Below are 23,548 nucleotides of genomic sequence, written 5' to 3' on the forward strand. Positions count from 1 at the left end.
CTACCCTCTCGCCCGTGGCTGTCCTGCCCGAAATCCCGGTCGATTCGGCGCTCGCGCGGTTGTTCAGGCAGCCGCGTGCTCGCGATCGGACGATCTGGTTCTCGCTGCCCGGCGGCTCGAAGCTCTTCGGGCAGGGCGACCCGTCCGACCAGCTCTACTTCGTCCGCACCGGCCGCCTCGGCGCGTTCCGGCGCGAAGAGGGCCAGGAACCGAACTTCCTGGGGATCATCCGCCCGGGGGAGCCGGCGGGCGAGATGGCGCTGATCGCGGGCATCCCGCACTCGGCGGACGTCTACGCCCTGCGCGATTCCGAGATCTTCGCGGTGCCGAAGGACGCGTTCTTCGAGGCCTGCGACGCCGAGCCGGCGGTGATGATCGAACTGGCCAAGCTGATGATCCTGCGCAGCCGCCAGACGGCCCGGCGCGGTCCGGTGGGCGAGCCCTCGGTGTTCGGCTTCGTGCCGGTTGGGCGTCCCGGTCCGATGCGTCCGATCGTCGAGCGGCTGGAGCGCGAAATCGCCGCCCTGGGCTACGCGGTGACCACCGTCGGGGCGGAGGCCGCGCAGGCCCCCACCGAATGGTTCTCCGAGGTCGAGCGGGTGCATGACTTCGTCCTCTACGTGGCCGAGCGGGACGAGACCAACTGGGCGCCTTTCGTGCCCCGGCAGGTGGACCGCCTGTTCCGGGTCGGCCGCGGCGACCGGCCGGCCGAGTCGGAAGGACCGGCCGCGGGCGCGGCGACGCTGCAGGACCAGGGCCTGGTCGACCTGATCCTCATGCAGCCGGCCGATGCGGTGCGCCCGCATGGCTCGGAGGCCTGGCTGGACGCCACCGGCGCCGCACGCATCTTCCACATTCGCCGCGGCGCTGCGCCCGAGTTCCAGCGCATGGCCCGCGTGCTCACCGGTCAGGCCGTGGGCCTGGTGCTGTCGGGCGGCGGCGCGCGGGCCTATGCCCACGTGGGGGCGATCAAGGCGCTGCGCGAGCGCAACGTTCCCATCGACTTCGTGGGGGGCTCGTCCATGGGCGCCATCGTCGGCGCCGGCGTGGCCATGGGCTGGGGCGAGGCAGAGATGGACGCCCGGCTGCACGAGGCCTTCGTCGACACCAGCCCCCTCGACGACATCGCCCTGCCGCTGCTGGCCATGACCCACGGCGTGAAGGTGAGCGACCGCCTGGCCCAGCATTTCGGCGAGACCCAGATCGCCGACCTGTGGCTGCCGTTCTTCTGCCTGTCGTCCAACCTGACCACGGGCGCCTACCAGCTCCATCGGCGCAGCCTGCTGCGCCAGGCGCTGCGCGCCTCCATCGCCCTGCCCGGCGTCATGCCGCCGGCCACGGACGGGCAGAACGTGCTGGTCGACGGGGCGGTGATGAAGAATTTCCCGGCGGACATCATGCGATCCTCGCACCTGGGTCCGATCGTCGGCGTCGACGTCACCACCTCGCGCAGCATCACCGCCAAGGACGTGGCGCGGCCTTCGTCGGTCTGGCGCTGGATCCGCTCCGGCCAGTGGCGCCTGGGCCCGCCGATCGTCTCGCTGCTGATGCGGACCGCCACCGTCTCCACCGGCCGCGACCTCGCGGCCGCGCGAGAGGCCACCGACGTGCTGATCCAGCCGGACGTGTCCAAGATCGAAATCCGCGACTGGGGCGCCTACGACGAGGCGGTCGAGGCGGGTTACCGCGCCACCCTCACGGCCCTCGACAAGCACACCCGACCGATACCCGAACTGCGCCGACGGTCGTCCCTGCGCGAACAGGCGGCTGGCGGCGCCGCGGCCACGCCCTTCATGGCCTCCGCGCATGCTGCGGCGGAATGAAGCCTTGAAGCCTGCGTGAATCGCACCCCATATTCCTTTCTGTGTTCAACAACTGAAAGGAGGTGACCCAGTGTCTCATAGTGAAAGCCGCGCTGCGGTAGCCGTGACCTGGACCTCCGTTAACGGGGTCCGCGCCTAGCCTTCGGGTTAGCGGTCGCGAACCGCGCAGCGGTCCGACTATGGAAAGGCCGTCCCAGCGATGGGGCGGCCTTTCGCTATTTCAGGATGCCAAACCTGCGCCGATCGGCTATCGAAGGCGCGCAGGAGACTGATCCGGCCATGAGCCCGACCTTGTCCACGACCGCATCGCTCGCCGCCGATCCCCGGATCGGCGCGGCCGGCTGCGCGCCTGCGATGATCAAAATGACCATGATTATCACCCGCCACGCGGGGCGCCGGCGCACGTCCTAGGGACGATCGCCACGGTCGAAAGATCGAACGCCCCGCGCCCCAGGCCGCGGGGCTTTTTCATATGCGGCCGTCCCAAACCGAAGAGGACCAGCCCATGACCATCCGCCCAACGATTTCCGCCAAGCCCGTGTCCCGGACCGACGGCCCCCGCCCTGCCGGGAGGGACGCAGATGTCAGAGGCTGACGCCCCCGTCGCCGAGGCCCTGCAGGTCTTCGTCTTCGCCGCCGCGCATCCCCGCGCGGCGCTGTTCGCCATCGACGACGCCCTCGCCCGCTCGACCGGCGAACTGGCGGCGCTGCGGCTGAAGCCGGTGGGCCGGATCGTCGAGACCACCCTCACCCTGCGCGGCCTCAGCGTCGCCGCCGCCCAGGCCATGGCCGACCGCCTGGCCGCCCAGGTCGGCGTGCAGTCCCTGCGCCTCGAGCACCTGCGAGGCCGGCCATGAGCGGGGAGAAACGGAGCCTCCCTGGGCGCAGGTGGGTGTTCGTGCTGGAGATGGCGGCGGGCGCCGACCTGCTGCTGCGCGCGCTGGCGCCTTTCCCAGTCCAGGGAGCGGAGGTCACGCGTGTCGACCTGCAGACGGCCGACGGCCTGGCCCGGCTGGAGGTCGAGACCGACGGCCTGGCGTCCCAGCGCGCCGAGCACCTGCGCGCGCGGCTTCAGGGGCTCGCCGGGGTGAGGTCGGTGGCTTGCGGGTGGCGGTAGGCTGACGCGCAATGGCCATTACCTCCCAGGTCATGGACCGGGTTCGCCCGCCGGATAAGCTCCCCCCATGATCAGCACCCACAAGCCCGTCGGCGAGCATCTGCGCGACTGGCGCACCCGCCGGCGTTTGAGCCAGATGGACCTCGCCCTGGAGGCCGAGATCTCCACGCGGCACCTGAGTTTCCTGGAGACCGGCCGGGCCCAGCCCAGCCGCGAGATGCTGCTGCATCTCTCCGACCAGTTGGAGATTCCGCTTCGCGAGCGGAACGTGATCCTGGTGGCCGCCGGCTTCGCGCCCGTCTTCCCAGAACGCAGCCTGGAGGATCCCCAGCTCGCCGCGGCCCGGCGGGCGGTCGACGTAATCCTGAAGGCGCACGAGCCCTACCCCGCCCTGGTGGTCGACCTCAGATGGAACCTGGTGGCCGCCAACGCCGCCATCGAGCCGCTGCTGGCCGGCGTGGATCCCGAGCTCCTGGCGGCGCCGCTCAACGTCATGCGGGTGTCGCTGCACCCGAAAGGCCTGGCGCCGCGGATCGCCAACCTTGGCGAATGGCATGCCCATGCGTTGGAGCGCCTGCGCCGACAGGCGGAACTGACCGCCGACCCGGGCCTGCTGACGCTGATCGAGGAGATCCGCGGCTATCCCAGCCCCCCGGCGCCCGACCGACGTCCTGAGGATTTCGGCAATGTGGTGATCCCGTTCCAGCTGATGGTAGGCGACACCGTGCTGTCGCTGTTCGGAACCACGACGGTGTTCGGCACCCCGGTCGACATCACGCTATCGGAGCTGACCCTGGAGACCTTCTTCCCCGCCGACGCGGCCACCGGCGAGGCCCTGCGCCTGGCCCACGAGGCCCGGAACGCCCGGGCCGCATGAACGACGCTAGAGTGTGACGCAGGCCGGGGGCGTCAGGATCACGACGGGCTCGCGCTTGAACTTGCTGCGGTAGGCCGTGCGCACGGCCTCGACCTTGCGGTGGCTGTCGCCGCCGGCCGGCAGGACCACCAGCACCATCTTGGACGCCTCGCGGATCATGCGGTTCTCGGAGCCCTTCCACTGGCCGCCCCCGTCCACGACGGTCACGCCGTCTGGAAAGCGCGGGGTGACCTCCTGGTCGACGAACCTGCGCAGGTCGCGGTCGCCCGCCGGCGCCTGGACGCCGAGGAACAGCTGGGCCGTGCGAAGCTGGGCCTGACCCGCCGGGCAGCCCTGGGGCTTCGGCGCGCTCATGCATCCCGCCAGACCCAGAATCAGGGTCGGGGCAAGCGCCAGAATCAAGGCCCCCGCCAGCCTCATCCGCCGACGAGCTCGCGGCCGATCAGGAAGCGTCGGATCTCGTTCGTCCCGGCGCCGATGTCGTAGAGCTTGGCGTCGCGCAGCAGGCGCTCCACCGGAAACTCCTTGGTGTAGCCCGCGCCGCCGAGCGCCTGGATCGCCTCCAGCGACACCTTCACGGCGTTCTCGCTCGCCATCAGGATAGCCCCAGCCGCGTCGAACCGCGTCGTCTGGCCCGCATCGCAGGCCCTGGCGACCGCGTAGACATACGCCCGCGCCGAGTTCAGGGCCACGTACATGTCGGCGATCTTGCCCTGCATGAGCTGGAAGGAGCCGATCGGCTTCCCGAACTGCTTCCGTTCGCGCACGTAGGGCAGGACCACGTCCAGGCAGGCCTGCATGATCCCCAGCGGCCCGCCCGACAGCACCGTGCGCTCATAGTCCAGGCCGCTCATCAGCACGCCCGCGCCGCCGTTCTCGGGGCCCATGACGTTCTCTTCGGGGATCTCGCAGTCCTCGAACACCAGTTCGGCGGTGTCGGAGCCGCGCATGCCCATCTTGTCGAGCTTGTTCGAGACGCTGAAGCCCTTGAAGCCCTTCTCGACGATGAAGGTGGTGATGCCCCGCGACGCCTCGTCGGGCGCGGTCTTGGCGTAGACCACCAGGGTGTCGGCGTGCGGCGCGTTGGTGATCCAGAACTTCGTGCCGTTGAGCACATAGCGGTCGCCACGCTTCTCGGCCTTCAGCTTCATCGAGACCACGTCCGAGCCGCTACCGGCTTCGCTCATCGCCAGGGAGCCGACATGCTCGCCGCTGATCAGCTTGGGCAGGTAGCGCTGCTTCTGCTCAGGTGTGCCCCAGCGGCGGAGCTGGTTCACACAGAGGTTGGAGTGGGCGCCGTAGCTCAGGCCCACCGAGGCGGAGGCCCGGCTCACCTCCTCCATGGCCACCACGTGCTCGAGGTAGCCCAGGCCCAGGCCGCCGTACTCCTCATCGACCGTGATGCCGTGCAGGCCCAGGTCGCCCATCTGCGGCCAGAGCTGGCGCGGGAAGGTGTTGGCAGCGTCGATCTCGGCCGCCAGCGGCGCGATCTTGTCGGCGCTGAAGCGGGCGGTGGTTTCGCGGATGGCGTCGGCGGCCTCGCCGAGGCCGAATTCCATCTGGGGGCCGTGGTTCGGGATCATGCGGCGGCTGTTAGCATGCAGCGCGCGGCCGGACAAAAACGCTAGTCGTCCTCGGCCTCCCGGCCCAGGCGCTGCAGCAGGCGGAAGACGGCCACCACCACGAAGCCGACTCCGGCCAGACCTGCCGGCCAGGCCACCATCAAGGGTGTCACCAGGCCGCCGGTCGACGCGGCCCGCGCGTTGAGTCCCCAGAAGATGCCGAAGCCGAAGAAGGCCAGGCCCAGCAGGGCCAGCAACAGGTCCCAGACAACCGAAATCTCACGCGGCCGAGGCCGCGGGCGTTCGCGGGCCGGGATGAACTGACGCGGCTCGGTCTCCGGGACGGCCGGGTCGGCGAAGGTCTCGGAACCTGGCGGGGCCCGGGGGATGTCGAGATCGGCGTCCAGGACGGACGGCGGCTCGGGCTCGAAAGCCGGCGCGTCACCCACGAGCGGCTCGTCGAGCGCCAGCTCGGGCTCGACATGGGTCGTGATCGGCGGCGCGAAATCGGCCTGGGGCCGCAGGTCGTGGGCCGGCTCGAGGTCGTCGTCGGCGACGACCTCTTCGACCTCCGGTTCGGGCCCCGACGCCAGTTCCGATTCGGGCTCCGGCAGCGGCTCGGGCTCCTCGCCGGGGTCGGGGAAGATGGTCTCCAGCCGGGCGCTGACCGCCTCGGCGGCGGCCGTCACCGCGGGAATGGGCTCAGGCGTGGGCTCGGGAGGCGGTGCGGCCGGCAGCGCGTCGTCCTGGGCCTCCGCCCCGCGGCGAACCGTCACCCGGTCGCCCTCGAACGAAGTCTCCAGCCCCACCGGCCGGCGCAGGGGCACGAGGTCCAGGGCGTCGAGGTCGATGATCGGGCGGATGATCGGCGACGGCGCCGGGGCGAAATCGCCGTCCGGCGGCGTGAGGAACAGCGCCTTCTCGGCGGCGCGGCGGCGGACCAGGGTGTCGACGACGATCCGTTCGCCCTCGAAGTCCGCCTTGCGCCACAGCTCCATGGCGCAGGCCGCCTGCACCGCCGCCCCGGCGTTCAGGCGCTTCAGAACCTGGCTGCGGCGGAAGTTGTCGAGGCCAATGTTGAACGCGAAGCTGCACAGCGCGTCGAACTCGTTCTGGCTCAGCGGGGCGTAGACGTTCTCGTTCACGGCGTGCTGGACGCTGATCAGGTCGTAGACCAGCAGGGCCTCGGCGTCGGACTCGGAAACCTCGGCGCCCTCGCGCGCGGTCAGCGTATGGCCATGACCGATCGTCCAGCGCCCGTCGGGCAGCTGGGCGGCGTGTCGGCGGTAGCCTTCGAACCGCTTGATCAGCTCGATGGCCGCCCGGGAAACGCGGTGGCGCGAGAGCATGGCTCCCAATCGTCCCAAATCGGCACAGGCGACAGGCGCCTGACAGGATCAGGCGCAAGCCTGACGCCAGTTACAATAGGATGAGGCTCGCCAGCCCCAGAAAAGACAGGAAACCCATGAGGTCCGTGACGAAAGTTACGAACACGGACGAGGAAACCGCAGGATCGCGGCCGAAGCGCTCCAGCGTGAGCGGCGCCAGCACCCCCGCGGCGGCGGCCAGGAAGATGTTGACGATCAGCGCCAGCGCGATGGTGATCGACAGGCGCAGGTCCTGGAAGAAGGCGAACGTGGCGATGGCCATGATCAGGCCCACGACCGCCCCGTTGGCCAGGCCCACGGTCATCTCGCGCATGACGATGCGCAGCGAATTGGCGGCGGTCAGCTCGCGGCTGGCCAGGGCGCGCACGGCGACGGCCAGCGCCTGGGTGCCGGCGTTGCCGCCCACCGAGGCCACGATCGGCATCAGGATGGCCAGGGTGACCAGCTTGGCGATCTCGTCCTGGTAGACGTTGATCGCCTGGACCGCGACGGCCTCGGTCGCGAGGTTCAGCACCAGCCACGGCAGGCGCGACTTCACGATGTCCAGCACGCCGGCGTCGCGGCCGGCGTCCGACACACCGGCCAGGGCCAGGATGTCCTCCTCGCCCTCCTCCTGGATGACGCCCACGATGTCGTCGACGGTGATCTGGCCCACCAGCCGACCGGCCGAGTCGATGACCGGAGCCGAGATCAGGTGGTACTTGTCGAAGATATAGGCGACCTCTTCCTGGTCGAGGTCGACGGTGATCTCCGTCACCGGCTCCATGATCTGAGCCAGCGGGGTCTGGCGGCCGGTGCGCAGCAGGTGGCTGACCGGTACGGCGCCCACAGGCTTGTAGGCCGGATCGACCACATAGACGTCGAAGAACAGCTCGGGCAGTTCGTCCGATTCCTTGCGGAAGTGGTCGATGGCCTGGCCCACGGTCCAGAACTGCGGCGCGGCCACCACCTCGCGCTGCATCAGGCGGCCGGCGGTCTCCTCGCCGTAGGACAGCGTGCTCTCGATCGCCGCCCGCTCCTGTTCGGGCATGGCGGCCATGACCTCGGCGCGCTTGTCGTCCTCCAGGTCGTCGACGACGTCGGCGGCGTCGTCCGACTCCATCTCGCCGATTGCCTTCGCCAGGGTCGCCGAGGGAACGTGCTCCAGCACCTCTTCGCGGATCTCGCTGTCCAGTTCGGACAGGATCTCAGCCAGGGTCTGGGGATCGAGATGCGGGACCAGCTCCTCCCGCGCGTCGGCGGACAGGAAACCCATCAGGTCGGCGACATCCGCGGGGTGCAGCGCCCCCAACAGCTCCCGCAGCCGATCGGCGTCGCCGCGGTCCAGGGCGTCGGCGACGTCCGAAACGAATTCCGGATTCAGCGCATAGTCGTCTTCGAGGGCGAGGTCTTCGAGGTCTTCCTCAACGTCCGCAGCCGCGGTGAGATCGTCCGTTTCGCGTACCATGCGGACCTCCCCAGGCTATATGTGGACGGCTTTGCTCGTTCCCTGCGCGATCGGCGAGCGCCGATCGCTCACAACTCTCGCTGAAGTCTAGACCATTCGTCGTGCTGAGAGCGGGGCCCCCGAACAACGAATGGTCTGGGGTGAAGACCCTGATTCACTGGTGCGGTCGAGAAGACTCGAACTTCCACGGGTTGCCCCACAGCGACCTCAACGCTGCGCGTCTACCAATTCCGCCACGACCGCTCGTGGTGAGGCGCGGCAACTATCAAACCCCGCCCGCCTTGTGAAGTGCGCTTAGACCGCGCCGGCCATGTAGTCGTAAACGTTGGCTTCGCGGGTGACGGTGATGGCGATGCGTTCGTCGTTGATCTGGATCTCGCCGCGGGCCACCGGATGGTTGTTGGCCAGGATCCAGACTTCCTCGTTCACGGTCGTGTCCAGCGGGATGACCGCGCCCCGGCCCATGCGCAGCAGCTGCTGCATGGGCAGGGTGGCGCGACCCAGCACCACCTGGATTTCGACATTGACGGCCTTGACCTGGCTCACGAAGGAAACCCCGACTTTTCACTCATGGGCTTTGCGCGACGCACGCCCGAGCCCCACATTGGCCCGACATGCTTGACCGCACGTTAAATATCCCCGGCGAAGCGCTGTTCGGTCGCACGGACGGCCAGGCCGCCGGGTGGGCGGTTTCGCGCGGCCCGGTGGCCTATCCCGAGGCGGTCGCCGCCATGGAGGCCCGCGCCGCCGCCATCGCCGAGGGCAGCGCCGGTGAGTTGGTTTGGCTGCTGGAGCATCCACCGCTCTACACGGCCGGCGTTTCGGCCAAGCCCGGGGACCTCATAGAGCCCGACCGATTCCCCGTGTTCCAGAGCGGGCGCGGCGGCCAGTTCACCTACCACGGCCCCGGTCAGCGCGTGGCCTACGTCATGCTGGACCTTACCAAGCGCGGCCGCGACGTTCGGGCTTTCGTGGCCGCCCTGGAGACCTGGGTGATCGGCGCGCTGGACGCCTTCAACGTCACCGGCGAGATCCGCGATGGCCGGGTGGGCGTCTGGGTCGAGCGGCGCAGTCCCGGCGCCCTGCCCCGGGAAGACAAGATCGCCGCCATCGGCGTGAAGTTGCGCAAATGGGTCTCGTTCCACGGCATTTCGCTCAACGTCGAGCCGGACCTCGGCCACTTCGGCGGCATCGTCCCCTGCGGCGTCACCGAGCACGGCGTCACGAGCTTGGTCGACCTGGGCCTGCCCGTGACCATGGACGAGGTCGACGCGGCGCTGAAGGCGAGCTTCCGGCGGGTGTTCGGCGCGGTGGAAGCCGTGGAACCTCCTCAGACCGCCGCCAGCCCCATCGGGTTCAACCCGTAGCGGTTGGCCCCCTGCTCGCCCGGCATGACCGCCAGCTCCACGAACGCCCAGACCAGGACCAGGAAGAACAGGAAGTCCAGGAAGCTCTCCGGGTGCGGCCAGACCGCCACGACCGAGGCCAGGATCAGCGCCGCCCACCAGCCTGAGCGGCCCCGGTCGTGCAGCCGCTTCGAGAGCACGCAGGCGCCGGCGTAGAACAGGGCCGGATAGACCGCCCAGCCGGTGATCCAGTGCAGCGTCGAGCCCACCAGCGCCTCGTACAGCGCCGCCAGGCCCACCAGCGTCGCGGCGGCGATCAGCGACGGCAGCCGCGGCGCGCGGCCCTGGCCTGAGAAGAAGAGCTCCGCGAAGCCCATCGAATCCCCCGAGCGACTGTGCTCAGGCGAACTCTACCAGAACCTCGTCGGCCGCGACGCTGTCGCCGGACTTGACGTTGACGGCCTTGATCGTGCCGTCGCGCTCGGCCCGCAGGATGTTCTGCATCTTCATGGCCTCGAGCACCGCCACCACCTCGCCGGTCTTCACCTCCTGGCCCGTCAGGACGTCGATGGAGACCACCAGGCCCGGCATGGGCGACAGCACCATCTTGGAGGTGTCGGCCGCCTTCTTCGGCGGCAGCTTCTCGTGCAGCTCGGCCGAACGGGGCGTCAGGACCAGGACATGCAGGGTCGTGGCGCGGTGGCGGATGGTGAAGCCCTCGGCCGCCGGCTTCACCGCCACGGTGAAGTCCTGGCCGTCGAGGTTCGCCCGGAACACCGGCTGGCCCGGCCGCCACTGGATATCCTCCAGCCTAAGCTTGCGCCCGTCGGCCAGGATGTTGAGCCCGCCGTCCACGGCGGTGGCGCTCATGGCCAGCTTCTTCAGGCCCGAGACCACCACCCAGTCGGTGCGCACCTGGTCCGGCGCGGACCGCGCCAGCAGCGCCCGGTGCATGGCCAGGGCGACGGCGCTCATCAGGTCGCGCTGGGCGTTGGTGGGCGGCAGGCCGTGGAAGCCGTCCGGGAACTCGTCCTTGATATAGTTGGTCGAAAGCTTGCCCGAGCGGAACCGCTTCTGGTCCATCACCGCCGCCAGGAACGGGATGTTCTGGCCCAGGCCCTCGATGTGGAAGTCCTCAAGCGCCCGGCCCATGACGTCGATGGCCGCCTCGCGGGTCTTCCCCCAGGTCGACAGCTTGGAGATCATCGGGTCGTAGAACATCGAGATCTCGTCGCCCTCGCGGACCCCGGCGTCGTTGCGGACGAAGCCGCCGCCAGGAAGCTCGCCCTCCGCCGGCGGCGAATAGCGCACCAGCCGGCCGATCGACGGCAGGAAGCCGCGGTACGGGTCCTCGGCGTAGATCCGGCTCTCCATGGCCCAGCCGTTGATCTTCAGATCCTTCTGGGCGAACGGCAGCTTCTCGCCGTAGGCCGAGCGGATCATCTGCTCGACCAGGTCGACGCCGGTGATCATCTCGGTGACCGGATGCTCCACCTGCAGGCGGGTGTTCATCTCCAGGAAGAAGAAGCTCCTGTCCTGGCCGGCCACGAACTCGACGGTGCCGGCGCTGTCGTACTGCACGGCCTTGGCCAGGGCGACGGCCTGGTCGCCCATGGCCTTTCGGGTCTTCTCGTCGAGCAGCGGGCTGGGCGCCTCTTCGATGACCTTCTGGTTGCGGCGCTGGATCGAGCACTCGCGCTCGAACAGGTGGACCACGTTGCCATGCTTGTCGCCCAGCACCTGGATCTCGACGTGGCGCGGGCTCTCGATGAACTTCTCGATGAAGATCCGGTCGTCGCCGAAGCTGGACTTGGCCTCGGACCGGACGGCCGGGAAGCCCTCCTCCACGTCCTTGCGGTTCCAGGCGACGCGGATGCCCTTGCCGCCGCCGCCCGCGGAGGCCTTGATCATCACCGGATAGCCGATCTCCTCGGAGATCCGGATGGCGTGGGCCGTGTCGTCGATCTCGCCGACGTGGCCCGGCACGACCGAGACACCGGCCTTGGTCGCGAACTTCTTGGACTCGATCTTGTCGCCCATCGCCTCGATGGCGTACGGGTTCGGGCCGATGAAGACGATGCCCTCCTCGGCCAGCCGCCGGGCGAAGCTCGCATTCTCCGAGAGGAAGCCGAAGCCCGGGTGGACCGCCTCGGCGCCCGTGGCGCGCACGGCGTCGACGATCTTGTCGGCGACCAGGTAGCTTTCGGACGCCGGCGCGCCGCCGATGAAGACGGTCTCGTCGGCCATCTCCACCGCCATCGAATCGGCGTCAGCTTCCGAGTAGACCACCACCGTCCCGATGCCCATGCGGCGGCAGGTCTTGATGATCCGGACGGCGATTTCGCCCCGGTTGGCGATCAGGATCTTCGAGAACATCCGGGCCCTTAAACGATTGCTCCAACGACGGTCTTCCGCCGCGAAGGGCGGGACCTTAGATTGGCGTCCATGAGCACGCCAGCAGTCTCCCCCTCCGGTTTCTCTCTCTCGCCGCCTAACGCTGAGGAACGCAAGCGACTGGAGGCAGACCTCACGCGCGAAGAGGCCGAGGTGCTGCTGCACCATGGCACCGAGGCGCCGTTCTGCGGCGGGCTGCTCGATCAGAAGGATTCCGGCGTCTACTGCTGCCGCCTCTGCGGCCTGCCGCTCTTCCAGCACAAGACCAAGTTCGAGAGCGGTACGGGCTGGCCCTCGTTCTGGGCGCCCGTTGACGAGGCGCATGTGACGGCGATCCGCGACACGTCGTACGGCATGGTCCGCATCGAGACGACCTGCGCCCGCTGCGGCAGCCACCAGGGCCACGTGTTCCCGGACGGGCCGCCGCCCACGCGGCTGCGCTACTGCATCAATTCGGTGTCGCTGGAGTTCGTGCCGGACGGCGCGCCCTTGCGCGATCCGCTCGGCCGCGGCGACAACCGGGCGATGGCGCCCCTCGGCAGCGGATGATCCTCGTCTGACGGCCGGAGCAGGCGATCCAGGACCTGGAACAGGAAGGCCGTCGACCAGCCCAGCAGCAGCATGCCGTTGACAGCCTCCAGCACGCCGACCACGCGCCACGCCACCGGCAAGACTGCGCCCGCCTCGCCCAGGGTCGAATAGGCGCTGGTCGAGAAGTAGAGCGCCTGCTCGATCGTCGGCATCGCGCCCAGCAGCCGATAGGCCACCGCGTAGAGCCAGATCTCCACGCCGTGCAGGACGAACAGCCCCAGGACGATCCCCAGGGGCACCAACAGGCGGTTGAGGTTCAGCCAGGCGCTCAAGAACCGCCGCAGGTGCAGGCCGGTGAGACGCATCAGCAGGTCCAGCCCGACCAGATGGATCACCACCGTGGCCGCCACCAGCCCCGTCGCGACGATCAGCTCGTGCAGCAGGCTTGCGGGCATGGCGCTCCCCGGGGCCAAGCGCGAGCGCGGCCAGGGCCCGACTCACGCAGTCGATCCGCATCGTATGCGCCCGACCGCCTAAGGGGCACCCATGGGCGCGGATGCCCTGCGCAGCGACGCCCCCCGGCCTGGCGAGGCCGGGAGGCGGCCGTCGTGTGGCAGTCGAAGACGACCTAGTTCCGCTTTTGCGCGGGCGGCGTCGCGTTGCCGTCGGTGACGTCCTTCACCTGCTCGCTGGAGGCCATGCGGGTCTCCTGCAGGTTGTCGCCGTAGCTCCGGCCATGGCCGTCCGCCTGGATGCGCAGGTTGTTCTGCACGTGCTTCACGCCGGACAGGTCCTCGACGATCCGCTCGGCGCGGTGCTTGGCCTCGCGGCTCTCAACCGTGCCGGACAGGGTCACGTCGCCGTTCGCCACCGCCACGTTGATCTCGCTGGCGTCGAGCCAGGCGTCGTCGGTGAGGCGCTGGTGGACCTCGTCGCTGATCCGCTCGTCCGAGCGCTGATAGCCCTTCGGGCCCCGGCCGCGCGCGCCGCGGAACTCCTCGTAGCGCTGGCGGTCCTCGCCGTAGTTGCGGTCGTAGGCGCCCTCGCCGGCCACGTCGCTGAACCAGTTGGAGATCCGGCGTCCGGTCCGCCGGAAGAAATCGCCGGCCTCGCGCGCGCGGTCCTCGAACTCGCCGCCACGGTCGCGCGCCTCATACCGGCCGCCGTCGCCATAGCCGCGCTCATAGTCGTAGCCGCCCGTTCCGCCCGAGTACGGGCCACCCGCCCCCGGCCGCCGCATCTCGCGCGCCCAGCGCTGGTCGGCCTCGTAGCTGCCGAACCGGTGGCCCTCGCCCTCGTAGGGGCGGCCGTAGCCATACGCCTCGCGATGGATGCGGCCCCGGCCGTCGTCGTCATGGAAGTGGCCGCCGCGGGTATAGTCGGTGTTCGAGAAACGCGGGTTGGGCCGGTAGCCGGCATCGTAGTCGCCGCGCCGCATGGCGGGCGAGACGCCGCCGTAGTCCGGGTCCTGCCAGCCCTGGCTGGCCGAACCGCCCCGGCCGCCGCGGGGCGGACGATTGTAGCCGACGCTGCTCTCGCGCTCGCCGAACACCCGCTCGTCGCGGCCGAACGAACGGTCCTCGCGGCCCGAATACCGGTCGCGCTCGTCGTTCAGCCCGAAGACGTCGTAGCGGTCGTCGTACCGCTGCTGGCGTTCGCGATCGCGCCAATCCCGTTCACTGTCGTATCGACCGGCCATGCTCGTTCTCCTTCGCTTTCACGGGCGAATCCCGTTTGGCGTGGAGAACGGGGGGCTGATGGAGGAGTTCCGGCCTAAAGCGGGATGTTATCGTGCTTCTTCCAGGGGTTCGTCAGGGTCTTGCCCTTGAGGTTCTTCAGCGCGTTGACGATCCGCTTGCGGGTGGAGTGAGGCATGATCACGTCGTCGATGTAGCCGCGTGAGGCGGCGACGAACGGGTTGGCGAACCTGGCCTTGTACTCGGCCTCGCGCCTGGCGATCGCCTCGGGGTCGCCGATCTCGGAGCGGAAGATGATCTCCACCGCGCCCTTGGATCCCATGACCGCGATCTCGGCGGTCGGCCAGGCGTAGTTGATGTCGCCGCGGATGTGCTTGGAGCTCATCACGTCATAGGCGCCGCCGTAGGCCTTGCGGGTGATGATGGTGATCTTGGGCACCGTGGCCTCGGCGAAGGCGAACAGCAGCTTGGCGCCGTGCTTGATGAGCCCGCCCTGCTCCTGCTTTGTCCCGGGCATGAAGCCCGGCACGTCCACGAAGGTGATGAGCGGGATCTCGAAGGCGTCGCAGAAGCGCACGAACCGGGCGGCCTTGCGGCTGGAGTCGATGTCCAGCACGCCGGCCAGCACCTGGGGCTGGTTGGCGACGATGCCCACCGGCTGGCCGTCCATCCGGCCGAAGCCCACCACGATGTTCTTGGCGAAGTCCGGGCTGATCTCGAAGAAGTCGGCCTCGTCCACGACCTTCAGGATCAGTTCCTTCATGTCGTAGGGCTTGTTGGGGTTCGCAGGCACCAGGGTGTCCAGCGACATCTCGATCCGGCCGGGCTCGTCGTAGCTCTGGCGGACCGGCGGTTTCTCGCGGTTGTTGAGCGGCAGGAAATCGACCAGCCGGCGGATCTGGGTCAGCGCTTCCAGGTCGTTCTCGAAGGCGCCGTCGGCGACGCCGGATTTCAGCGCATGGACCCGGTAGCCGCCCAGGTCCTCGTGGCTGACGTCCTCGTGGGTGACCGTCTTCACCACGTCGGGGCCGGTCACGTACATGTAGGAGGTGTCCTTCACCATGAAGATGAAGTCGGTGATGGCCGGCGAATAGACGTCCCCGCCGGCGCAGGGCCCCATGATCACGCTGATCTGGGGGATGACGCCCGAGGCCAGGGTGTTTTCCAGGAAGATGTCGGCATAGCCGCCCAGGGCCGCCACGCCCTCCTGGATCCGCGCGCCGCCGGCGTCGAACAGGCCGATCACCGGGGCGCCCACCTTCATGGCCTGGCGCTGCACCTTGAGGATCTTCTCGGCGTGGGCGGACGAGAGCGAGCCGCCGAACACCGTGAAGTCCTTGGAGAAGACGAAGACCACACGGCCGTTGATTCGCCCCCAGCCGGTGACCACGCCGTCGCCGGGTATGCGGTTGTCGGCCATGCCGAACTCGGTGACGCGGTGCTCGACGAACATGTCGAACTCCTCGAACGAACCCTCGTCCAGCAGGAGGTCGATGCGTTCGCGGGCGGTGAGCTTGCCCTTGGCGTGCTGGCTGGCGATCCGCTTCTCGCCGCCGCCCAGACGGGCTTCGCCGCGACGCTTCTCGAGCTCTTCCAGGATCTGCTTCACGCCGCCGGCCCTATATCCACGAAAAGCGAAGGCGTAGAGGCGCTTGGGCCGTGAAGCAAGTTGCCGCCGGGGGAGCCCTCCCCACCCGGTGCGAAGCTGCGCCCTAAGCGGCGAGCGCCAGGGCGTCCCGCGCCTGGGCGACCAGCTCCAGCGAGCGGATCCGCTTCTCCTGGTCGAAGATCTGGGCGGTGACGATGATCTCGTCGGGCCGGTGCCGCTCGACGAACTGCTGCAGGCCCGCGCGCACGGTCTCCGGCCCGCCCACCACCGCCTTGGACAGCGGCGATCCGGGCCCGACCGTTCCGGCGAACAACCCATCGGGATCCTCGCGCGGCGGCGGCAGCGGACCGGGCTGGCCGCGATGCAGGTTGATGAACGCCTGCTGCAGCGAGCTGAACAGGAACCGCGCCTCATCGTCCGTCTCGGCGGCGACCACGTTCAGGCCCAGCATCAGGTGCGGGCGGGCGCGATATTCGGACGGTTCGAACTGCCTGCGATAGATCGCGGCGGCCTCGTCCATCATCTGCGGGGCGAAGTGCGAGGCGAAGGCGAACGGCAAGCCCAGGGCGGCGGCCAGCTGGGCGCCGAACAGGCTGGAGCCCAGCACCCATACGGGCACGTTGGAGCCCGAGCCTGGGACCGCGCGGATCGCCTGGCCGGGCTGCGGGTCCTTCAGGAAGGCCATGAGCTCGATCACGTCCTGCGGGAACTGGTCGACGCCGCCGGTCAGGTTGCGGCGGAGCGCGCGGGCGGTGAGCTGGTCCGTGCCTGGCGCGCGGCCGACGCCCAGGTCGATGCGGCCGGGATAGATGGCGTCCAGGGTCCCGAACTGCTCGGCGATGATCAGCGGGGCGTGGTTGGGCAGCATCACCCCGCCCGCGCCCAGCCGGATGGTCGAGGTGCCGTCGCCGACGAAGGCCAGGGCGACCGCCGTGGCCGCGCTGGCGATGCCGGTCATGTTGTGGTGCTCGGCCAGCCAGTAGCGTTGGTAGCCCAGGCGCTCGGCCGCCTGGGCGAGCCCGCGGCTGGCGCGCAGCGACTGGGAGGGGCTGCCGCCCTGGACGATGGGAGAGAGGTCGAGGACGGAGAGCGGAACCATCCCGCCCATGTAGGCGCCCGGAGGCCGCCTGCTAAGGTCAGCGGAACGGAGATTCCCATGCTGATCGTCACCGGCTCGGTCACCGCGAAGCCTGAGACATTCGATGCGCTGCTCGAGGCGGCGGTGGCTCACACCCTCCGCTCCCGCGCCGAGCCCGGCTGCCTGACCCACGGCGTCCACGTCGACTGCGAGAACCCGATGCGGCTGTTCTTCTACGAGGAGTGGGCCGACCGCCCGGCGCTGGACGCGCATTTCGCCCGGGAAGGCTCGAACGACTTCATGAAGGCCGTGCGCGAGCTCTGCGCCAGCAGCACGCGGGTGAAGATCCTGCCGGTGGCGCCGCGGGACTAGGCCGCCAGCGCCCGGAACCAGCGGTCCAGCATCCGCGCCTCGATCCGCAGCCGCGCGGTCCGCTCGGCCGCCTCTTCGTCGACGCCCCAGGTCTCTTCCTGGAAAGCCTCGTCGATGCGCGAGAGATCGTAGGCCGCCTCACCGGTCATCCACCCGCGCAGCAGGCCGATGGCCAGCACGGCCGAACCGAACAGCGGCACGCCGAACGCCAGGCCGGCCAGGGCGAAGTCGTCCAGGGACAGCGCGATCTCGCGCACCTTGGTCAGGGTCTCGCCCGGCTGCTCGCGATGCACGATCCCCGTGCAGCGTTCGAACACGAGGCCTTCTTCCGCCTCGGCGCGGGCCAGAACGGGCTCCCAGGCGGCCTGCTGGCGCGACACCAGGGTTGGCGGCGCCTCGGCGACGTAGCAGACCAGGTCCGAGCCCGCGTAGTCGGCGATCTGGTCGGCCACGCCCTCGCGGGAGCCGCCAATGGTCTCGATGGCCGTGTTCGCCAGGCGGGTGGCGTGCATGGTCGCCATCTCGATGACGTCGGTCTGCGCCTCCCATTCCTCGGCCACCAGCTCGGCGATGGCGCGGGTCGGCAGGATCATGAGCTGCGCCTTGGGCGTGCGCAGGTTGCGGCTGTCCAGCCGCACCTGCCAGCCGCCGTCGACCTCGGCCACCGTGACCGCCTTGTAGAACTTCCGAGGCTTCTCGGCCGGTTCGTGGAAACCTTTGCGCAGGTCCAAAATGCTCTCTCCCGACGGAACGCGCCGATGCGGGCGTGGAATGGGGACGAAACGCGCCGGCCGCAAGGAGGAAGCGTGAGCCAGAAGGACATCGAGGCCGCGATCGCAGCCACCCGCTTCGGCCTGGGCGCCCGGCCGGGCGAGATCGCGGAGGCGGCCAGGGACCCCCGCGGCTATCTGAAGGGCCAGATCCGCCGCGACGGCGCCGACCTGTTCAAGACCGACGGCGAGACTGCCAACCAGCGCCTGGCCGAATTCCAGGCCTACCGGCGCGAACGAGCGATGGCGCGCAGTGCCCCGGCTTCAGATGGCAAGCCCGAGGAAGACTCGGCCGTGAGGGCCGCTCGCCAGTTCATCCGCCAGAACGCGGCGGGCGACATCCTGGGCCGCGTGCAGCTCGCCGCCGTCACCGACGCCGGATTCCGCGAACGCTGGGCGCTGTTCTGGGCCAACCACTTCACGGTCTCGGCCAGCAAGGTCCAGACCGCCACCTTGGTCGGGCCATACGAGAACGAGGCCATCCGCCCCCACGTCTTCGGCCGCTTCGCCGACCTCCTGGGCGCGGCCGAGACCCATCCGGCCATGCTGCTCTACCTCGACCAGGTCCAGTCGGTGGGCCCCAACAGCCAGGCGGCCCAGTTCCAACGGCGCGGCGCGGCTAGGCGTCAGGCACCCCGGAACGAGGCCCGGCCCCGCCGCGATCCCGGCCTGAACGAGAACCTGGCCCGCGAGATCCTCGAGCTGCACACCGTCGGCGTCGATGGCGGCTATGCCCAGGCCGACGTCACCGAGTTCGCCCGCGCCCTCACCGGCCTCTCCATCGCCGGCCCACGCGACGCCGGCGTCGAGGGCGTGGTCTTCCGCGGCCAGGCCCACGAGCCTGGCGAGCGCACCGTCATGGGCGTCCGCTACGCCGCGGGCGGCAAGGAACAGGCCGGCTCCGTCCTGGCCGACCTCGCGGCCCGGCCGCAGACCGCCCGCTTCGTCTGCGCGAAGCTCGCCCGACATTTCGTGGCCGACGACCCTCCGCCAGCTCTGGTGACGCGACTGGAGAAGGCCTGGATCTCCACGCACGGCGACCTCGCCCGCGTCGCCGAGACCCTGGTGGACGCGCCCGAGGCCTGGGCGGCCCAGCCGGCCAAGTTCAAGACGCCCTATGAGTTCGTGGTCTCCAGCTACCGCGCCCTGGGCCAGGAGCCGCGCGACCTGGGCCAGGTGAACGCGGCGCTGAACGGCCTGGGCCAACGCCCTTTCGGCGCGCCTTCCCCCAAGGGCTGGCCCGACGAAGCCGGGCCCTGGGCCGCGTCCGACGCCCTGGTGAAGCGGATGCAGTTCGCGCAAGCGCTGGGCGCGGTCGCGGGCCCACAGGTGCAAGACCCCGTCGCCCTCGCAGACCAGACCCTGGGCGTGCGCCTGTCGCCCGCCTCCGCCAAGGCCATCTCCCGCGCCGAGTCCCGCGCCGAGGCCGTCGCCCTGCTGCTCATGACCCCGGAGTTCCAGCGCCGATGAACGCTCCGCTTCTCTCCCGCCGGGCCTTCGCCGCCGCCGGCCTCGCCCTGCCCTTCCTCGCCCGCGTGGCGGACGCCGCGGTCCCGGCCAACAGGAAGTTCGTGGTGATCATCTGCCGGGGCGGCATGGACGGCCTGTCCGTCGCCGCCCCGGTGGGCGATCCGGACTACCGGCCCTTACGCGGCGGCCTGGCGCTGGGCGACGCGGCGCTCAAGCTGGACGGGACCTTCGCCCTGAATCCCGCCCTGCCGACCGTCCACAGGCTGGCGCAGGCCGGCCAGGCGAGGATCGCACCCGCCGTCGCCACCCCCGACCGCGCCCGCTCGCACTTCGAGGCCCAGGACGTGCTGGAGACCGGCGCGGCGGGGGTCTACGCCACCACCTCCGGCTGGCTGAACCGTTCGGCCCAGGCCATGTCCGCCGCCGGCCGCGTCGAGGCGATCTCGGTCGGCCCCACCGCGCCCCTGATCCTGCGCGGCCCCGCGCCCGCCGCCTCGTGGTCGCCGGGCCGCAGCGTCGACGCCACGGCGCGCCTGCCGAGCCTGCTGCAGGACCTCTACAAGGACGATCCGCTGCTGGGTCCGGCGCTGGCGCGCGGCCTGGTGACCGAGACCATGGCCCGCGAGAGCGGCGCGGCCGGCGACGCCATGACGGGCGGCGGCATGCGCCGCGGCGCCGCCCAGGGCGCCGAGGCCGCCCGCGCCCTGGGCGAGGCCCTGGCCGGCTTCCTGAAGGCGCCGGGCGGGCCGCAGCTGGCCGCCGTCTCGCTGGACGGCTTCGACACCCACGCCAACCAGGCGGGCGTGCTCACCGCGCGCCTGACCGCCCTCGACGCCCTGGTGGACGGGCTGCACACCGGCCTGGGGCCCGCCTGGAACGACACCGTGGTGCTGGCGGTCACCGAGTTCGGCCGCACGGCCCGGGTGAACGGCACCGGCGGCACCGACCACGGCACAGCCTCGACGGCGCTGCTGCTCGGCGGCGCGCTGAAGCCCGGCGGCATCGTCGGCGACTGGCCGACGCTGAGGCGCCAGGCCCTGTTCGAGGACCGGGACGTCTATCCGGCGCTGGACCTGCGCGCCCTTGAGAAGGGCCTGCTGGCCGAGTACCTCGGCATGGACAGGCGGGCGCTGGACACCACCGTGTTCCCGGACAGCGCGGGCGTGCGGCCGCTCACGGGCCTCGTCTAGACCGGCACCGCGTCGAAGGCGATGGTCAGGCGGCGCTCGTCTGTCGTGAAGGGCACGGTGCCGTGCCACATGTACGACGGGAACAGCACGAGGCGGCCCGGCTTCGGCCGCACGAAATGCTCGGCGGGCAGCTCGGGGTCGGTCTTGAACGGCGGCTGGCCGAAGCGGATCCAGCCCTGCTTCTCGTCGGTGTCCAGCGCGCTGTCCGGCGTCTCCACATAGAAGGCCGACGACAGCCAGCCCTCGGGATGGAAGTGGTCCTTGTGGAAGCCTCCCGGCTTCAACCGCACCGACCAGGCGCCCTCGATCCGGTAGTCGCCGGTGCGTCGGGAACGCGCCGGGTCGGTCCCCTCGCCCATGCCGGCGATATGCTGGCGGATCGGCTTGTCCACCGCCTTGAAGAAAGCCTTGATGGCCGGGTCGTTCGAGCCGGTGAGGCGATAGGTGGTCTGGCTGCCGTGGCGCAGCGACTGCGAGGATGGGTGTTCGTTGTAGAGGTGGATCGCGTTCAGGGCCTTCGCCAGGTCGGCCAGGTAGGCCTCCAGGCTGTCCCAGCCGGCCGGGGTCTCGATCTCGTGGACGCCGACCATGGCGTCGTAGTCGTAGAGTTCCTTGTACAGCGGATCGCCGACCGCGCGGGCGGCGGTCGCGGCCCAGCCCCACAGCGACTGGTTCTCCGGGGCGAACGCCAGCCCTTTCCGCGCCTTCTCAAGGGCCAGGTCGGCCTTGCCCTGGGCCAGGTAGACGATCGCCATCTGGTTCAGGACCCCCGGCGACTCCGGCACGCGGGCCTCGGCGACCAGGGCCAGGCGCTCGGCCTCGTCCAGCCGGCCGCGCTCCAGGGCGGCCTGGCCGGCGGCCATGACCAGGGCGATCTCGTCCGGCAGCCGCTCGGCGGCCAGGGCCAGCAGCTCGGCGGCCTTGTCCAGTTCGCCGGCCGCCTCGTACAGCTTGGCCTTGGTGAGCAGCAGGGGCGCGGGCGGGCCACCGGCATGGGCGGAGCGGTCCAGGATGGCCTGGGCTTCGTTGACGTCGCCGCGGCGCATCCAGACGACGTCGGCGTATTCCGCCGCGGTCTCGGCCCGCTGCGGCGCCCGCTTGAGCGCCTCCAGATAGGCTTGCTCGGCGCCGTCCAGGTCGCCGGCGGCGGCCTTGGACCGCGCCATCACGCCCCAGCTCAGCGCGCCGTCCAGGCCCAACTTGAAGCCGCGGTTCATCGCCTCGACCGCCTCGGCGCCGTGGCCCAGATCGCCCAGGGTGGCGGCGAGGTTGTGCCAGGCCACGCCGCTGTGGCCGAACCGCATGGTGGCGCGCTGGTCGAACACCAGGGCCTCCTCGCGGCGGCCCACGGCCTTGAGCGCGGTGGCGTGCATGGCCAGCGCCCGGTGGCGCGGTTCGGGGTGGTCGGCCAGCGGGGTGGTGATGGCGAGGGCTTCGTCCAGCCGGCCTTCGTCCAGCAGGGCCTTCGCCCGGTCCAGGGGATCGTTGCTCAACGGCGCCTCTTGAAGGGTTCGGGGTCCGCCTCGTGCTCGTCGAAGCCGAAACGTTGGAAGCCCGCGCGCAGCTCCGGGCTGATCGGGGCCTCCAGCGCCAGGGTCCCGCGCGACGGATGCGGCAGGATCAGGCGGCGGGCGTGGAGCTGCAGCTTCAGGCCCTCGGAGAGGCTGACGGAGGCTTCGTTGTTGTACTTGGGGTCGCCCAGGATCGGGTGGCCCATGGCCAGCATGTGGGCGCGCAGCTGGTGCGTGCGGCCGGTGTGGGGCCACAGCGCCATCCAGGCGGCGCGGGGGCCGGCGCGGGCGATGGTCACGAACTCGGTCTCGGCGGTCTCGGCGCGCTCGTCCTTGGGATCGACCGGAACCATCATCTCGCGGTCGCCGACGCCCTTCTTGGCCAACGGCAGGTCCAGCACGCCCTCGCCCGGCTTGGGGAAGCCGGACACGATGGCCCAGTAGATCTTCTGCGCCCGGCGCTTGGCGAAGGCGCCCGCCAGCTTCGCCGCCGCCTGGGGCGACTTGCCCAGCACCAGCACCCCCGAGGTGTCGCGGTCCAGGCGGTGGACCAGCCGGGGCCGCTCCAGCCCCTCGCCCCAGGCCGACAGCAGGCGATCCACGTGCTTGAGGGTCTTGGTGCCGCCCTGCACGGCCAGGCCCGACGGCTTGTTCAGCGCCAGGACCTCTTCGTCCTCGTAGATCACCAGGCTTCTGGCGAAGGCCGCGTCGCGCGGGTCCAGCTCGCCCTTCTCGCGCGCCGGCGGAGCGTCCGGCAGCGGCGGCACGCGCACCTGGGCGCCGGCCGCCAGGCGGGTGTCGGGCTTGGCCCGGGCGCCGTCCACCCGGATCTGGCCCGAGCGGGTCAGCTTCTGGAGCTGGATATGGTTCAGGTGCGGCCAGCGGCGCTTGAACCAACGGTCCAGGCGCACGCCCTCCTCGCCCTTGTCCACATAGAGGGTGCGGACCTCCCTCATGCGAGGAGCCGCCGCATCAGCAGCAGGCCCGCGAACAGCGCCAGGATCGACAGCACCACCGAACCCAGGCTGTAGAGGGCGGCCTGGCCGTAAGCCTTGCGCTCGACCATCAGCGCCACCTCCAGCGAATAGGCCGAGAAGGTCGTGAAGCCGCCCAGCACGCCCACGCCCAGCAGCAGCCGCCACTTCTCCTGATCGGCCCCACCGCGCAGGGCGAGCACCCCCGCCAGCACGCCCATCAGGAAGCCGCCCAGGATGTTGGCCACGAAGGTGCCGTACGGCCAGGCGTAGCCCAGCGACCGCATCGCCTGCACGCCGAGGAGGTAACGGGCCACCGCGCCCGTCGCACCGCCGGCCGCCACCAGGAGAAGAGTCTGCATGACGCGCCTTATGCGACGGCAAGACTTAGT

General features: G+C 70.3%; 25 protein-coding genes and 1 tRNA gene. 9 read left to right on the plus strand and 17 right to left on the minus strand.

Annotation, left to right across the window (positions count from 1 at the left end; all coding sequences use genetic code 11):
• Window positions 1-14 precede the first annotated feature (14 nt).
• Window positions 15-1,823: a patatin-like phospholipase family protein gene (locus EPO51_RS18645; RefSeq protein ID WP_293353300.1), complete on the plus strand. Its 1,809-nt coding sequence runs from the start codon at window positions 15-17 to the stop codon at window positions 1,821-1,823.
• Between the two features lie 215 nt (window positions 1,824-2,038).
• On the opposite strand, the gene EPO51_RS18650 is transcribed toward EPO51_RS18645, so the two are convergent.
• A complete protein-coding gene (locus EPO51_RS18650; RefSeq protein ID WP_293353302.1) occupies window positions 2,039-2,194 on the minus strand; it encodes a hypothetical protein in 156 nt (51 codons plus the stop codon).
• A 210-nt stretch (window positions 2,195-2,404) separates the two neighbouring features.
• On the opposite strand from EPO51_RS18650, the gene EPO51_RS18655 reads away from it, so the two are divergent.
• The 3 genes from EPO51_RS18655 to EPO51_RS18665 all read left to right on the plus strand — a co-directional run bounded on the left by EPO51_RS18655 (window position 2,405) and on the right by EPO51_RS18665 (window position 3,817).
• Window positions 2,405-2,680: a hypothetical protein gene (locus tag EPO51_RS18655; protein ID WP_293353304.1), complete on the plus strand. Its 276-nt coding sequence runs from the start codon at window positions 2,405-2,407 to the stop codon at window positions 2,678-2,680.
• The gene (locus tag EPO51_RS18660; protein WP_293353306.1) at window positions 2,677-2,940 is read left to right on the plus strand and encodes a hypothetical protein; all 264 of its coding nucleotides are present in this window, start codon (window positions 2,677-2,679) and stop codon (window positions 2,938-2,940) included. Before EPO51_RS18655 ends, EPO51_RS18660 begins: the two co-directional genes overlap by 4 nt.
• A 67-nt stretch (window positions 2,941-3,007) precedes the next feature.
• Window positions 3,008-3,817: a helix-turn-helix domain-containing protein gene (locus EPO51_RS18665; protein ID WP_293353308.1), complete on the plus strand. Its 810-nt coding sequence runs from the start codon at window positions 3,008-3,010 to the stop codon at window positions 3,815-3,817.
• Window positions 3,818-3,823: 6 nt separating this feature from the next.
• On the opposite strand, the gene EPO51_RS18670 is transcribed toward EPO51_RS18665, so the two are convergent.
• The 6 genes from EPO51_RS18670 to EPO51_RS18695 all read right to left on the minus strand — a co-directional run bounded on the left by EPO51_RS18670 (window position 3,824) and on the right by EPO51_RS18695 (window position 8,760).
• On the minus strand, window positions 3,824-4,171 hold the full coding sequence (locus tag EPO51_RS18670; RefSeq protein ID WP_293353310.1) for a DUF3574 domain-containing protein: 348 nt from the start codon (window positions 4,169-4,171) through the stop codon (window positions 3,824-3,826).
• A 62-nt stretch (window positions 4,172-4,233) separates the two neighbouring features.
• Window positions 4,234-5,400, minus strand: coding sequence for an isovaleryl-CoA dehydrogenase (locus EPO51_RS18675; RefSeq protein WP_293353312.1), 1,167 nt, complete (start codon window positions 5,398-5,400; stop codon window positions 4,234-4,236).
• Between the two features lie 41 nt (window positions 5,401-5,441).
• Window positions 5,442-6,728: a lysozyme gene (locus tag EPO51_RS18680; RefSeq protein WP_293353314.1), complete on the minus strand. Its 1,287-nt coding sequence runs from the start codon at window positions 6,726-6,728 to the stop codon at window positions 5,442-5,444.
• Between the two features lie 70 nt (window positions 6,729-6,798).
• Complete coding sequence (gene mgtE / locus EPO51_RS18685; protein WP_293353316.1) at window positions 6,799-8,214, minus strand: magnesium transporter; 1,416 nt, start codon at window positions 8,212-8,214, stop codon at window positions 6,799-6,801.
• A 158-nt stretch (window positions 8,215-8,372) separates the two neighbouring features.
• Window positions 8,373-8,457, minus strand: a tRNA-Leu gene (locus EPO51_RS18690).
• 51 nt (window positions 8,458-8,508) lie between these two features.
• Window positions 8,509-8,760: a FliM/FliN family flagellar motor switch protein gene (locus tag EPO51_RS18695; protein ID WP_293353318.1), complete on the minus strand. Its 252-nt coding sequence runs from the start codon at window positions 8,758-8,760 to the stop codon at window positions 8,509-8,511.
• 68 nt (window positions 8,761-8,828) lie between these two features.
• Between EPO51_RS18695 and lipB the strand changes: the two genes are divergently transcribed.
• On the plus strand, window positions 8,829-9,581 hold the full coding sequence (gene lipB, locus EPO51_RS18700) for a lipoyl(octanoyl) transferase LipB (protein ID WP_293353320.1): 753 nt from the start codon (window positions 8,829-8,831) through the stop codon (window positions 9,579-9,581).
• On the opposite strand, the gene EPO51_RS18705 is transcribed toward lipB, so the two are convergent.
• Both EPO51_RS18705 and EPO51_RS18710 read right to left on the minus strand, forming a co-directional pair.
• Window positions 9,545-9,937 carry a DUF805 domain-containing protein gene (locus EPO51_RS18705; RefSeq protein WP_293353321.1) on the minus strand — a complete coding sequence of 131 codons (393 nt, stop codon included), beginning with the start codon at window positions 9,935-9,937 and terminating at the stop codon, window positions 9,545-9,547. The genes lipB and EPO51_RS18705 overlap by 37 nt on opposite strands.
• 22 nt (window positions 9,938-9,959) lie before the next feature.
• Window positions 9,960-11,936, minus strand: coding sequence for an acetyl-CoA carboxylase biotin carboxylase subunit (locus EPO51_RS18710; protein ID WP_293353323.1), 1,977 nt, complete (start codon window positions 11,934-11,936; stop codon window positions 9,960-9,962).
• A 69-nt stretch (window positions 11,937-12,005) separates the two neighbouring features.
• On the opposite strand from EPO51_RS18710, the gene msrB reads away from it, so the two are divergent.
• Entirely contained in the window at window positions 12,006-12,503 is a 498-nt protein-coding gene (gene msrB, locus EPO51_RS18715; protein WP_293353325.1) for a peptide-methionine (R)-S-oxide reductase MsrB, read from the plus strand.
• Here the strand turns inward: msrB and EPO51_RS18720 are convergent.
• The 4 genes from EPO51_RS18720 to EPO51_RS18735 all read right to left on the minus strand — a co-directional run bounded on the left by EPO51_RS18720 (window position 12,395) and on the right by EPO51_RS18735 (window position 16,890).
• Window positions 12,395-12,940: a two pore domain potassium channel family protein gene (locus tag EPO51_RS18720; RefSeq protein ID WP_293353327.1), complete on the minus strand. Its 546-nt coding sequence runs from the start codon at window positions 12,938-12,940 to the stop codon at window positions 12,395-12,397. The two genes, msrB and EPO51_RS18720, sit on opposite strands and share 109 nt — an antisense overlap.
• Window positions 12,941-13,113: 173 nt before the next feature.
• Complete coding sequence (locus tag EPO51_RS18725) at window positions 13,114-14,184, minus strand: BON domain-containing protein (protein ID WP_293353329.1); 1,071 nt, start codon at window positions 14,182-14,184, stop codon at window positions 13,114-13,116.
• Window positions 14,185-14,258: 74 nt separating this feature from the next.
• On the minus strand, window positions 14,259-15,791 hold the full coding sequence (locus tag EPO51_RS18730; RefSeq protein ID WP_293353331.1) for an acyl-CoA carboxylase subunit beta: 1,533 nt from the start codon (window positions 15,789-15,791) through the stop codon (window positions 14,259-14,261).
• A 103-nt stretch (window positions 15,792-15,894) separates the two neighbouring features.
• On the minus strand, window positions 15,895-16,890 hold the full coding sequence (locus tag EPO51_RS18735) for an LLM class flavin-dependent oxidoreductase (protein WP_293353441.1): 996 nt from the start codon (window positions 16,888-16,890) through the stop codon (window positions 15,895-15,897).
• A 57-nt stretch (window positions 16,891-16,947) separates the two neighbouring features.
• Here EPO51_RS18735 and EPO51_RS18740 point away from each other — a divergent pair, with 57 nt between their 5' ends.
• Window positions 16,948-17,241 (plus strand): putative quinol monooxygenase, encoded by a 294-nt coding sequence (locus tag EPO51_RS18740; RefSeq protein ID WP_293353333.1) that lies wholly within the window; start codon window positions 16,948-16,950, stop codon window positions 17,239-17,241.
• Here the strand turns inward: EPO51_RS18740 and EPO51_RS18745 are convergent.
• On the minus strand, window positions 17,238-17,972 hold the full coding sequence (locus EPO51_RS18745; protein ID WP_363200994.1) for an ATP12 family chaperone protein: 735 nt from the start codon (window positions 17,970-17,972) through the stop codon (window positions 17,238-17,240). The two genes, EPO51_RS18740 and EPO51_RS18745, sit on opposite strands and share 4 nt — an antisense overlap.
• Before the next feature lie 75 nt (window positions 17,973-18,047).
• Between EPO51_RS18745 and EPO51_RS18750 the strand changes: the two genes are divergently transcribed.
• Together EPO51_RS18750 and EPO51_RS18755 are read left to right on the plus strand one after the other, a co-directional pair.
• On the plus strand, window positions 18,048-19,481 hold the full coding sequence (locus tag EPO51_RS18750) for a DUF1800 domain-containing protein (RefSeq protein ID WP_293353335.1): 1,434 nt from the start codon (window positions 18,048-18,050) through the stop codon (window positions 19,479-19,481).
• Complete coding sequence (locus EPO51_RS18755) at window positions 19,478-20,671, plus strand: DUF1501 domain-containing protein (protein WP_293353337.1); 1,194 nt, start codon at window positions 19,478-19,480, stop codon at window positions 20,669-20,671. The genes EPO51_RS18750 and EPO51_RS18755 overlap by 4 nt, the downstream gene beginning before the upstream one ends.
• On the opposite strand, the gene EPO51_RS18760 is transcribed toward EPO51_RS18755, so the two are convergent.
• Genes EPO51_RS18760 through crcB form a run of 3 tightly spaced genes read right to left on the minus strand, consistent with a single transcriptional unit; the run spans window position 20,668 to window position 23,518 of the window.
• On the minus strand, window positions 20,668-22,164 hold the full coding sequence (locus tag EPO51_RS18760; protein WP_293353339.1) for a putative 2OG-Fe(II) oxygenase: 1,497 nt from the start codon (window positions 22,162-22,164) through the stop codon (window positions 20,668-20,670). The genes EPO51_RS18755 and EPO51_RS18760 overlap by 4 nt on opposite strands.
• Complete coding sequence (locus EPO51_RS18765; protein ID WP_293353341.1) at window positions 22,161-23,138, minus strand: RluA family pseudouridine synthase; 978 nt, start codon at window positions 23,136-23,138, stop codon at window positions 22,161-22,163. The genes EPO51_RS18760 and EPO51_RS18765 overlap by 4 nt, the downstream gene beginning before the upstream one ends.
• Window positions 23,135-23,518, minus strand: a complete 384-nt coding sequence (crcB, locus tag EPO51_RS18770) for a fluoride efflux transporter CrcB (RefSeq protein ID WP_293353343.1) — start codon at window positions 23,516-23,518, stop codon at window positions 23,135-23,137. The genes EPO51_RS18765 and crcB overlap by 4 nt, the downstream gene beginning before the upstream one ends.
• Between the last annotated feature and the right edge of the window lie 30 nt (window positions 23,519-23,548).

The organism is Phenylobacterium sp., from assembly GCF_004297125.1.
Classification (GTDB): domain Bacteria; phylum Pseudomonadota; class Alphaproteobacteria; order Caulobacterales; family Caulobacteraceae; genus Phenylobacterium.

Excerpts from the sequence above, each read along its gene's own strand:
- EPO51_RS18675 (WP_293353312.1), bottom strand. The coding sequence starts at position 5,400 with ATGATCCCGAACCACGGCCCCCAGATGGAATTCGGCCTCGGCGAGGCC.
- EPO51_RS18665 (WP_293353308.1), top strand. The coding sequence starts at position 3,008 with ATGATCAGCACCCACAAGCCCGTCGGCGAGCATCTGCGCGACTGGCGC.
- msrB (WP_293353325.1), top strand. The coding sequence starts at position 12,006 with ATGAGCACGCCAGCAGTCTCCCCCTCCGGTTTCTCTCTCTCGCCGCCT.
- EPO51_RS18765 (WP_293353341.1), bottom strand. The coding sequence starts at position 23,138 with ATGAGGGAGGTCCGCACCCTCTATGTGGACAAGGGCGAGGAGGGCGTG.
- EPO51_RS18680 (WP_293353314.1), bottom strand. The coding sequence starts at position 6,728 with ATGCTCTCGCGCCACCGCGTTTCCCGGGCGGCCATCGAGCTGATCAAG.
- EPO51_RS18725 (WP_293353329.1), bottom strand. The coding sequence starts at position 14,184 with ATGGCCGGTCGATACGACAGTGAACGGGATTGGCGCGATCGCGAACGC.
- EPO51_RS18740 (WP_293353333.1), top strand. The coding sequence starts at position 16,948 with ATGCTGATCGTCACCGGCTCGGTCACCGCGAAGCCTGAGACATTCGAT.
- EPO51_RS18705 (WP_293353321.1), bottom strand. The coding sequence starts at position 9,937 with ATGGGCTTCGCGGAGCTCTTCTTCTCAGGCCAGGGCCGCGCGCCGCGG.
- EPO51_RS18670 (WP_293353310.1), bottom strand. The coding sequence starts at position 4,171 with ATGAGCGCGCCGAAGCCCCAGGGCTGCCCGGCGGGTCAGGCCCAGCTT.
- EPO51_RS18650 (WP_293353302.1), bottom strand. The coding sequence starts at position 2,194 with ATGGTCATTTTGATCATCGCAGGCGCGCAGCCGGCCGCGCCGATCCGG.
- EPO51_RS18660 (WP_293353306.1), top strand. The coding sequence starts at position 2,677 with ATGAGCGGGGAGAAACGGAGCCTCCCTGGGCGCAGGTGGGTGTTCGTG.
- mgtE (WP_293353316.1), bottom strand. The coding sequence starts at position 8,214 with ATGGTACGCGAAACGGACGATCTCACCGCGGCTGCGGACGTTGAGGAA.
- EPO51_RS18735 (WP_293353441.1), bottom strand. The coding sequence starts at position 16,890 with ATGGTTCCGCTCTCCGTCCTCGACCTCTCTCCCATCGTCCAGGGCGGC.
- EPO51_RS18655 (WP_293353304.1), top strand. The coding sequence starts at position 2,405 with ATGTCAGAGGCTGACGCCCCCGTCGCCGAGGCCCTGCAGGTCTTCGTC.
- lipB (WP_293353320.1), top strand. The coding sequence starts at position 8,829 with ATGCTTGACCGCACGTTAAATATCCCCGGCGAAGCGCTGTTCGGTCGC.
- crcB (WP_293353343.1), bottom strand. The coding sequence starts at position 23,518 with ATGCAGACTCTTCTCCTGGTGGCGGCCGGCGGTGCGACGGGCGCGGTG.
- EPO51_RS18720 (WP_293353327.1), bottom strand. The coding sequence starts at position 12,940 with ATGCCCGCAAGCCTGCTGCACGAGCTGATCGTCGCGACGGGGCTGGTG.
- EPO51_RS18710 (WP_293353323.1), bottom strand. The coding sequence starts at position 11,936 with ATGTTCTCGAAGATCCTGATCGCCAACCGGGGCGAAATCGCCGTCCGG.
- EPO51_RS18755 (WP_293353337.1), top strand. The coding sequence starts at position 19,478 with ATGAACGCTCCGCTTCTCTCCCGCCGGGCCTTCGCCGCCGCCGGCCTC.